At 37.4% G+C, this 8,968-nt stretch carries 10 protein-coding genes and 1 tRNA gene; 6 read left to right on the top strand and 5 right to left on the bottom strand.

Annotated features, from left to right (window positions below; translation table 11 throughout):
- Positions 1 to 9: 9 nt before the first annotated feature.
- Complete coding sequence (gene mnmA, locus ACFILH_RS04190) at positions 10 to 1,233, bottom strand: tRNA 2-thiouridine(34) synthase MnmA (protein ID WP_375621388.1); 1,224 nt, start codon at positions 1,231 to 1,233, stop codon at positions 10 to 12.
- Positions 1,234 to 1,624: 391 nt separating this feature from the next.
- Between mnmA and ACFILH_RS04195 the strand changes: the two genes are divergently transcribed.
- A complete protein-coding gene (locus ACFILH_RS04195; protein WP_273790817.1) occupies positions 1,625 to 1,900 on the top strand; it encodes a DUF1153 domain-containing protein in 276 nt (91 codons plus the stop codon).
- Between the two features lie 146 nt (positions 1,901 to 2,046).
- Here the strand turns inward: ACFILH_RS04195 and ACFILH_RS04200 are convergent, their stop codons facing one another.
- A complete protein-coding gene (locus ACFILH_RS04200; protein WP_273790818.1) occupies positions 2,047 to 2,433 on the bottom strand; it encodes a flagellar export protein FliJ in 387 nt (128 codons plus the stop codon).
- Between the two features lie 565 nt (positions 2,434 to 2,998).
- Between ACFILH_RS04200 and ctrA the strand changes: the two genes are divergently transcribed.
- Positions 2,999 to 3,700 (top strand): response regulator transcription factor CtrA, encoded by a 702-nt coding sequence (gene ctrA / locus ACFILH_RS04205; protein WP_273790819.1) that lies wholly within the window; start codon positions 2,999 to 3,001, stop codon positions 3,698 to 3,700.
- Positions 3,701 to 3,923: 223 nt separating this feature from the next.
- Here ctrA and chpT read toward each other — a convergent pair whose 3' ends face one another.
- Entirely contained in the window at positions 3,924 to 4,562 is a 639-nt protein-coding gene (gene chpT, locus ACFILH_RS04210) for a histidine phosphotransferase ChpT (RefSeq protein ID WP_273790820.1), read from the bottom strand.
- Positions 4,563 to 4,775: 213 nt separating this feature from the next.
- Between chpT and ACFILH_RS04215 the strand changes: the two genes are divergently transcribed.
- The 3 genes from ACFILH_RS04215 to ACFILH_RS04225 are packed head-to-tail and all read left to right on the top strand — an operon-like array spanning position 4,776 to position 6,042.
- Entirely contained in the window at positions 4,776 to 5,372 is a 597-nt protein-coding gene (locus ACFILH_RS04215) for a DUF1134 domain-containing protein (RefSeq protein ID WP_273790821.1), read from the top strand.
- A gap of 27 nt (positions 5,373 to 5,399) precedes the next feature.
- A complete protein-coding gene (locus ACFILH_RS04220; RefSeq protein WP_375631197.1) occupies positions 5,400 to 5,786 on the top strand; it encodes a hypothetical protein in 387 nt (128 codons plus the stop codon).
- Positions 5,776 to 6,042 (top strand): hypothetical protein, encoded by a 267-nt coding sequence (locus ACFILH_RS04225; protein WP_375631198.1) that lies wholly within the window; start codon positions 5,776 to 5,778, stop codon positions 6,040 to 6,042. The genes ACFILH_RS04220 and ACFILH_RS04225 overlap by 11 nt, the downstream gene beginning before the upstream one ends.
- 325 nt (positions 6,043 to 6,367) lie before the next feature.
- Here the strand turns inward: ACFILH_RS04225 and ACFILH_RS04230 are convergent, their stop codons facing one another.
- Positions 6,368 to 7,486: a DegT/DnrJ/EryC1/StrS family aminotransferase gene (locus tag ACFILH_RS04230; RefSeq protein ID WP_375631199.1), complete on the bottom strand. Its 1,119-nt coding sequence runs from the start codon at positions 7,484 to 7,486 to the stop codon at positions 6,368 to 6,370.
- 49 nt (positions 7,487 to 7,535) lie between these two features.
- Positions 7,536 to 8,492: a Gfo/Idh/MocA family protein gene (locus ACFILH_RS04235; protein WP_273790823.1), complete on the bottom strand. Its 957-nt coding sequence runs from the start codon at positions 8,490 to 8,492 to the stop codon at positions 7,536 to 7,538.
- A gap of 163 nt (positions 8,493 to 8,655) precedes the next feature.
- On the opposite strand from ACFILH_RS04235, the gene ACFILH_RS04240 reads away from it, so the two are divergent.
- Positions 8,656 to 8,732, top strand: a tRNA-Met gene (locus tag ACFILH_RS04240).
- The last annotated feature ends 236 nt before the right edge of the window (positions 8,733 to 8,968 follow it).

Consider the following 8,968-nt stretch of genomic DNA (forward strand, 5'->3'; position numbering starts at 1 on the left):
TACTATGCTTTATAAAGCTGTTGTTTTTAGTTCTGAGGAAACAGGATCTTTTGTTTCGAGATTGCATAAAACGCGCTTCAACATCATTTCAGTATCAGCTGCACGTTCTGAATGTGTTACAAATCCTCCCCCAAGAATACGCGCCTCATGACCATTTCCATCATAAAGAACGCAAGCTTGCCCTGGTGCCACACCATTTTCACATTCCAATAAATCAACGGAAAAAATACCTTCTTTATAATGTAAGCGCGCAAGGTGAGGAGGACGCGTTGAACGCACCTTTACAGCCACCTCAATACCTTGAGAAGGGAAATTATCTAACGACTCATCACCAAGCCAATTCACATCACGTAAAAAAAGCTTATGCGTTTCTAACATTTCACGCGGTCCAACAATAACACGTGCATTTTCCACATCGAGATAAACCACATAAAGCGCTTCACCCGTTGATACCCCAATACCACGACGTTGACCAACCGTATAATTAACAATTCCCGAATGTTTACCTAAAATCTTTCCATCAATATGGACAATAACGCCAGGATTAGCTGCTTCTGGACGCAGTTTTGCGATAACATCTGAATATTTTCCTTGTGGAACAAAACAAATATCCTGACTATCATGCTTATTGGCAACCACAAAGCCCATTTCTGCTGCCATTTCACGAACGCGGGCTTTTGGAAGGTCACCAAGTGGAAAACGCAAATAATCAATCTGTTCTTGTGTCGTTGCAAAGAGAAAATAACTCTGATCACGATCATTATCGAGAGGACGAAAGAGTGCTCGATGCGCTCCGTTGGAACGCGAACGAATATAATGTCCCGTAGCCAAAGCATCTGCCCCCAATTCGCGTGCCGTTGCTAATAAATCAGCAAACTTAACCGTTTGATTACATGCAATACATGGTACTGGGGTCTCTCCATGAGCATAACTTTCTGCAAAAGGATCAATAACAGCTTCGCGAAAGCGCTTTTCATAATCAAGAACATAATGAGGAATTCCTAGTGTTTCTGCAACGCGGCGTGCATCCTCAATATCTTGTCCTGCACAACACGCCCCCACCCGATGCGTTGCTTCCCCATGATCATAAAGCTGCAACGTAATGCCAATAACATTATACCCTTCCTTTTTCAAAAGACCTGCAACAACCGATGAATCAACCCCCCCCGACATTGCAACAACAATGCGAGAATCCTCAGGTTGTCCTGGTAAATCAAGACTGTTTAAAAACATGTATTCATTCTCTATTTACTGCTCTGTTTAATGGCTACCCATATGTTGACATTCTGATGCACGCTCTTCAGCACTTTTACACGATTGATTGTCTTTATATTATTTTTTTATCCTTTCCACAACCATAGGCATTACTTTCTTAAGAGCTGCTGCAAACAAAAAAAGAATGATGGAAATAAGGCATAATGGCAATCGTTTAGGAGAAATCCTTTTTTGCTCTTTTGAAAAATCCGGTAAAATATTGCAAGAATCTCTTCTACACACTTCAACTTGAGCTTCTTTTTACATACCCAATCACTTTATTAATTTTTTCTTTCAGCGCTTTTAGCTCTTTTTTAAATTTCATGCTCTATAAACGAATCAAGTCCTTGACTAAAGGTAGAGGATACGAATGAGCAACTTGATAAAAACACAAATGAAATATGTTATTGGGCCAGATGGAAGTCCGCTTACAATTGCCGACCTACCGCCGCAAACAACACGGCGCTGGGTGATTCGTCGCAAAGCTGAAGTTGTTGCGGCTGTCAGAGGTGGATTGTTAAGTCTTGACGAAGCGTGCCATCGTTATACTTTGACTGTAGAAGAATTTCTTTCATGGCAAAGTTTAATCGATGAACACGGTTTAGCGGGATTACGAACGACCAAGATTCAACACTACAGGCATTAAGTTGCCATTGATTACGATTTGATAACATAAAGCAATCTATAAAACAGCCAAACTTGATAAAAGTTTGGCTGTTTTATACTATATCCAAAAGATAAACCTGAAAGAATGGATTCTTCAATAATTGCTTTTATTAGCCAACCATTGAATTAGCCAACCATTGAATTAGATTGAATCAAAATATCCTTATCATCCGCAACAATCTTCTTTTCTCGTGCTTCCAAAAGCTGTGCACGTTGCAGCTCTGTATTAGCTTCATGGAGAGCAATTTCAGCGTTTGTTTTTTGAAGTTCTAAATCACGAATTGAATTGATCAGATTATCACGTCTTTGCCGCGCTGCACGCGCAAAAGCAGAATAAGCAAAATGGTGAACATCATTGTTTCCAGATTTACGTTCTTCATGAGTAATCTGTGCTTCCAACTCTAACACCATTCGTTCAAATTCTGCGATCATCATCTCAAGCTGTGCAATTTCACGGCGCTTTCCACGCACTTGAAACATCCTCAATCGCACCATATTTTCTCGTGGCTTCATACTCACTACTCCTTGATTGCGCCAACTCAAAACTCGCATTCACACCCAATAAATATCTTTTAGTTATATGTCTATCCGACAAAAACAGTCTATTAACTTGAAATTATAATAATTTTTGCCTTGCATTAAAGCATCTGAAAATACAATCTGCTTTAAAGAGCAATAACTATTTCTTTAACTTTTCCCCCCATTATAAATGAAGAGGTTTAAAGCTCAGTAAATAAACACTGAAATTGTAAAAAAGTAATTTATAACGCTCTTTTACAAATTTTTTTTAAGTTAAAGTTTATAGAAAAAGCCCTTCTTTGTTTATTATGTTAAAAAATATGGGATTTTTCTAAAATAATTTTGTAGCCTCTTTCAAAAATAAAAATATTTTGTTAACCACTATCATGGATAGTGGGGAATTTAGTAGTGATTGTTACGCGTACTACTGAAATGTTCATAAACACTTTGTCATAAGTGTTTGATTTAATGAATTGTTTTTATAACAGTGGTTTTGCTAACTGATATAAAATAGAAATGCTCCTTATGATTCGTGAAGGAGCAAAGTGAGGGATCTAAAATGCGCGTATTATTAATTGAAGATGATAGAGCAGTTACTCAAAGCATTGAGTTGATGTTAAAGTCGGCTAACTTTAATGTTTATATCACTGATCTGGGTGAAGAAGGTATCGATTTAGGAAAACTCTATGATTATGATATCATTTTGCTTGATCTGAATTTGCCTGACATGTCAGGGTATGATGTCTTGCGGACTCTAAGATTGGCAAAAATAAAAACTCCTGTCTTAATCCTTTCTGGTATGAATGCCATTGAAGACAAGGTTCGTGGTTTTGGCTTTGGAGCAGACGACTATATGACGAAGCCTTTTCATAAAGATGAGCTCATTGCACGTATCCATGCAGTTGTTCGTCGTTCTAAAGGACATGCACAATCGGTTATTGTTACCGGAGATCTCACCGTTAACCTTGACACAAAAACTGTCGAAGTTGCAGGGCGCCCTGTTCATTTAACCGGTAAAGAGTACCAAATGTTAGAGCTTCTCTCTTTACGCAAAGGTACCACCCTTACCAAGGAAATGTTTCTCAATCATCTCTATGGTGGAATGGATGAACCAGAACTAAAGATTATCGATGTTTTTATCTGTAAATTGCGGAAAAAATTGGAAGCAGTCTCTTCTAGTGTAAATTACATTGATACAGTTTGGGGACGTGGTTATGTATTACGTGATCCAGTTGAAGAGAACGTACGAAAAACCGCTTAAGCAGTGAACATGCACATTGTAAAATCTCGGAGTGTAGCGGGCCGAGATTTTTTCCCGAGATCTTTTCTCTGTTAAAAGTAGAAAACTCGCACACCAAAAATCTCATATAGAAAGCGCTTAAAGCTTAAGAAGTAACCACACCAAATTTACACATATAACCTTATCGCTCATAAATTCAATCGAAGCCACTTTTCCCAACACAGCTTAAGCGCTTCTCTCTTATTCAAAGCTTTTTTATACTTTCTAAAACAATACAACCATCACTTTCATCAATATTTATTTTCATCTCTGTCATCTGAGCAAGTAACATTGTGTAATAAAATTGGATGACATGTGCATCAACAAGCTCTTCTTGAACTTCTCCACGGAATAACGCAAGAAAATGAGGGGGTATACGGAGAGTTCTACCGAAAACCTCAAATCGAAAAGAACGTTTATTTTCTTCTTGCAAAATCATAACAACAATTTCACCACCACGAGAAACTGTTGCATTTGCAATCAATAATAAATTAAGCAAAAGTTTAACTTCATCTTTTTCTAACAATAAAGAAGAAGCTTGCCATTTTAATGTTGCTTTTTCTTCTTTCATATATTGTTGAGCAACCTGCTCTGCAGCCCGTGTATCTATTTGTCCTCCACTTGCTCCAGCAAAACCAAAAGCCAATCGCGCAAATTGTAGACGTGCAGCAGCACTTGCAACGGATAAACGCACCAATTGTAAAGCATCTTCTTCAGCTCCTCCTTCATCATAAAGCTCCATTGCATTTTGAATAGCCCCCACAGGTGAAATCAAATCATGGCAAATACGACTACAAAGCAAAGCAGCAAGATCCATAGGCTTCAAAGAAATATCTAACGTCATAATGATTGAAAACTCCTAGATTCAAAAAAACAAACTTTATTTTAAAGAAAAACTCTTAACATCTGATGCATAATAGGAAATATTAACAATCATGCTAAAAAATCAGAAATAAATTCAAGAATTTAAATAACCTTATATCTTATTTTTTATTTGAATAGCATGAAAATTCTAATATTATCTTTTTGTTTATCACTAATAAAAGGAGAAAACTCCATGGCTCTCTCTCTGCTCAAATACTGGTACAAAAATATTATATCTTTAATCTTCCTTTTATTCATCACCATAAACACCACACATGCTCAACTAAAACCAATAGAGCAAAACGAGCCTCATTATTCACTCCAAGAAATTATTGATTCTGGTCATATTTTTTTTGGAAAAACAGCCAGTGGTTTGGCTGTTGCAATTCAAAATATTTTTTCAAAATACGGTTATCCCAATGCCTATATTTTAGGAGAAGAAGCTTCTGGTGCCTTTTTTGCTGGATTAACCTATGGCGAAGGAAGGGTTTTTACCAAAAGCTATGGTCAACATAAAGTTTTTTGGCAAGGTCCCTCAGTAGGATGGGATTTTGGCGGCCAAGGCTCCCGTTTAATGATCTTAGTTTACAATCTTAATGGCATAAATAATTTATGGAGACGCTATGGTGGTATTTCAGGTTCGGCCTATTTAATTGCAGGTGTTGGTTTTCATGTCCTAAAATACCATAATACCTTGTTAATCCCAATACGTACAGGAGTCGGCGCACGCCTTGGTATCAATGTAGGATATTTAAAATTAACACCTAAACCGACATGGAATCCGTTTTAAACGTATTCTTATTTGAAAAGGGGTATTATGCTTATTCAATCATTTCTTTTTTTTATACTCGGAGTTGCTTTCACTTCTTGGTTACTGGTGCTTTTATCTCCTTTTATTTGGCGGAAAGCCGTTCATTTTGCATATAAAGATGTTTGTGCGAAAATGCCATTATCACTCGCGGAAATAGAAGCAAATCACGATTTTCTTCGTGCACAACATGCTGTAGAATTAGCAAACAACCAACAAAAGTATGAATTTTTGCAAAAAAAATATGCCCAACAAAAAATACAACTGAGCCAAGTAACAGAACAATTTTATCGGCTATGCCTCCCCACAAAAGATACTCTCACCAAAGAAGCGATAGCAATCAAACAAAATATCGCCACACTACACACTTTCAAAGGAAAGAAAAATGATGCGTGAAAAAATCGCACTCTATCAGCAACGCTTACAAAAAATCCAAACTCATGAGCTTGACCCGACTGCTAACCACCAATTGCTGGAAGAACTCCGTGAAGAAACAAAAGAACTTGCAGCAACATTGGCAGCTCAAATAGCGCTACAAGAGGGGAATACATCACCCATCAACACATTGATTCAAAAATCAAAAAACAAAAATGACCTAGCCTCACGTATTCGCAAAAAAATAACTTTTCTCTCCCAAAGCCCTGTTAAATAAGTTATCTTTTAAAACACCTTAAATGAAGAGTAAAATCAACAAAGGTTCATTGTAACTTTCATACCCCAAATCCTTTTTATTAAACGTGACTTTTCTGCTAAGCTAAAGGACAAAGTTTTTTAGCCCATACCGTTCTGTTAAAAAATATCTTCTTGTCTAGCAGATTCACTTGCTAATCATATCTCCGCTCTAAAGAACAACATTTCATAGGTTCTAGAAAGCAAATAATACCAAAGACATTGGTCACATACTCTAACAAAAAATACCTTCTAAGATGGATCACCAATAGAGATTTGACCATAATTTTAAGGATAAAAATACGCTCTCAAGAGTGATAAAAATCTCTTATTTTTTTGATAATCATATCCTGATCCGTTTGTGTCAAGTAAGGATGCATTGGTAAACTTAAAACACACTCTCCCAAAGACTCTGAAACAGAAAGGGAATCTTTTACATAAGGGAAGTGTTTATAAGCTGGCTGTTGATGTAAAGGAGTTTTATAATAAATCATTGTAGGGATAGAATTTTTTTGTAAAAAATCTTTTAATTTATCCCGTTCTTTTACCTTAATCGTATATTGTGCATAAGCAGAACGAATATTTTCTCCTATTTCTGGAACTGTAACAATATCTCTTAAGCCATTGGAATAGCGTTGAGCAATTTCTACACGCTTTTCCATTTCATCTTCAAAGATCACAAACTTTTCTAGTAAAATTGCAGCCTGAATGCTATCTAGGCGCGAATTCATACCAATACGTACATTGTCATATTGCGTTTCACCTTTACCATGAAACAAAATAGAGCGTAAAAGTTTTGCAAAATGATCATCATTGGTCATCATAGCGCCTCCATCGCCATAACATCCTAATGGTTTTGCAGGATAAAAACTTGTAGCAGCCACATCACCAAAAGCACCACACATAGTATTACCGCTTCTCCCCCCCATAGATTGAGCAGCATCTTCAATTACAAAAAGATTTTCCTTGGCAGCCACTTGAGCAATTTGCACATAGTCAGCAGAAAGCCCAAATAAATCAACAGCAATAATAGCCTTTGGCTTTAGACGTCCTTCTTTTTTTATCATTTCGATAGCGTGAGAAAGTTTTTCAACATCAATATTGAATGTATCAGGTAAAACATCGACAAAAACAGGTTCAGCCCCCACCAAAGCAACCACTTCAGCCGTTGCTGAAAATGTAAAACTAGGACAAAAAACAGCATCCCCTAGACCAATATTTTTAGCCATAAGAGGCATCTTCAAAGCATCTGTTCCATTAGCACATGCAATCACATGTTTAACGCCAAGATATTCTGCCAATTTCTCTTCAAATTCTGTTACTTTTGGCCCCAAAATATACTTACCACTAGCGACTACATGCGCAATTGCAGAATTAATTTTATCTTCAATACGCGCACGCTGCGCCCCAAGGTCGATGAATTGCATATTAACTCCATTGATCATCACAAAAATGCAAAAGCGCTACCTATCTCTTTTATCTATCATAATTGACATCAGCAGCTGTTAAAATCCGTAAAACAGCAATAGCATCATCACCATTTGTACGAGGTGATTGACGCGTTTCAATACAATGAAGGAAATGCCGTAATTCGCAAGTAAGCGGCAAGTCTTCACAAACATCAATATAATTCAGCTCATCCATGCTAAAAGCCCACTCTTGATTTTCTTTCCAAACAGCAAAATGGTGCATTGCCAATTTACGACTCCACGGTTCCATATCATCAAAAACGAGTATAGCCTTTGTTCCAACAACAATTAAACGCCTCTCACGATAAGAGCTTAAGCGTGAAGTAAAAAGATGACTACGCACACCATTTGGAAAAATCATATGAATATGAGAAAAATCAGAAATCTGATCAACGACAGCAGCCCCCTCACCGCGAATTTCGGAAGGTTCGCATCCTGTCAACGCCAAAATCATTGAGAGATCATGAGGGGCAAGATCCCATAAAGCATCACTGTGTGTGTGAAATTTTCCAAAGCCTAATCTATGAGAATAAATATATCGCACATCTCCCACATCTCCGTTTTTCACCAATTCACACATTTTTTCAAAAGCCGGATGAAAACGTAAAATATGGCCCACCATAAAAACTCGCTCATAGGCCTCAGCCTCCTGAACTTGGCGTTTAGCATCAGAAACATTCAAGGCTATTGGTTTTTCCACCAAAACATCTTTACCATTTTTAACAGCACGGAGCACATTTTGCGTATGCAATTGTGGCGGCAACGCTAATACCAACGCATCAATATCTCGATGAGTAAAAAGATCATCTGGTGTAACAACCTCTACACCATACAGTGTTGCAAAACTAGCAGCACGATCATTATCAATATCAGAAACTGCTGCTAAAGCTCCGAGAGAGTGGAGTGTCCGTATATGATTTTCACCCCAATGACCGCATCCTAAAACCGCTACACGTGGCACCATTTTCATGCCTTACCTTACTTTATCATATAAAATTACACTTTTACATATCGAGGATAATATAGAATGACAAGAGAAAAGCTTAAAAACGATGCTTGACATCTTACTATTCTACCCCTTATATCCGCAAAAGATGTAATTATTGACAATTATGATTGCTTATTTTGGCGGAGTAGCTCAGTAGGTTAGAGCAGAGGAATCATAATCCTTGTGTCGGGGGTTCAAATCCCTCCTCCGCTACCATTACTTTTTTATTGTGTGTTTAGTTTGTCAGCAGTGTAGCTGTAGCTTGCCAGCGGGTTTTGTATATTTTGACACTAGGTTTTGTACCAATTTATTTTTTCTCAAAGAGTTTTAAAGGTGTTCTCAAAGGGTCTTCAAATGCCTTTCAAAGGGTCTTTAAAGCTCTCTTTAACGCATTTTTCTGCTCCTATTTTTCCAGATCACTAAAGCATGTAAAGTCGGATTGAAAGGCAAGG

Origin of the sequence: Bartonella sp. CL435QHHD, from assembly GCF_042195095.1 — a bacterium.
Lineage (GTDB): Bacteria > Pseudomonadota > Alphaproteobacteria > Rhizobiales > Rhizobiaceae > Bartonella.

Bases quoted from the DNA above. Each gene is read 5' to 3' on its own strand.
- ACFILH_RS04195 (WP_273790817.1), top strand. From the start codon at position 1,625: ATGAGCAACTTGATAAAAACACAAATGAAATATGTTATTGGGCCAGAT.
- ACFILH_RS04230 (WP_375631199.1), bottom strand. From the start codon at position 7,486: ATGCAATTCATCGACCTTGGGGCGCAGCGTGCGCGTATTGAAGATAAA.
- ACFILH_RS04220 (WP_375631197.1), top strand. From the start codon at position 5,400: ATGCTTATTCAATCATTTCTTTTTTTTATACTCGGAGTTGCTTTCACT.
- ctrA (WP_273790819.1), top strand. From the start codon at position 2,999: ATGCGCGTATTATTAATTGAAGATGATAGAGCAGTTACTCAAAGCATT.
- ACFILH_RS04225 (WP_375631198.1), top strand. From the start codon at position 5,776: ATGATGCGTGAAAAAATCGCACTCTATCAGCAACGCTTACAAAAAATC.
- ACFILH_RS04235 (WP_273790823.1), bottom strand. From the start codon at position 8,492: ATGGTGCCACGTGTAGCGGTTTTAGGATGCGGTCATTGGGGTGAAAAT.
- mnmA (WP_375621388.1), bottom strand. From the start codon at position 1,233: ATGTTTTTAAACAGTCTTGATTTACCAGGACAACCTGAGGATTCTCGC.
- ACFILH_RS04200 (WP_273790818.1), bottom strand. From the start codon at position 2,433: ATGAAGCCACGAGAAAATATGGTGCGATTGAGGATGTTTCAAGTGCGT.
- ACFILH_RS04215 (WP_273790821.1), top strand. From the start codon at position 4,776: ATGGCTCTCTCTCTGCTCAAATACTGGTACAAAAATATTATATCTTTA.
- chpT (WP_273790820.1), bottom strand. From the start codon at position 4,562: ATGACGTTAGATATTTCTTTGAAGCCTATGGATCTTGCTGCTTTGCTT.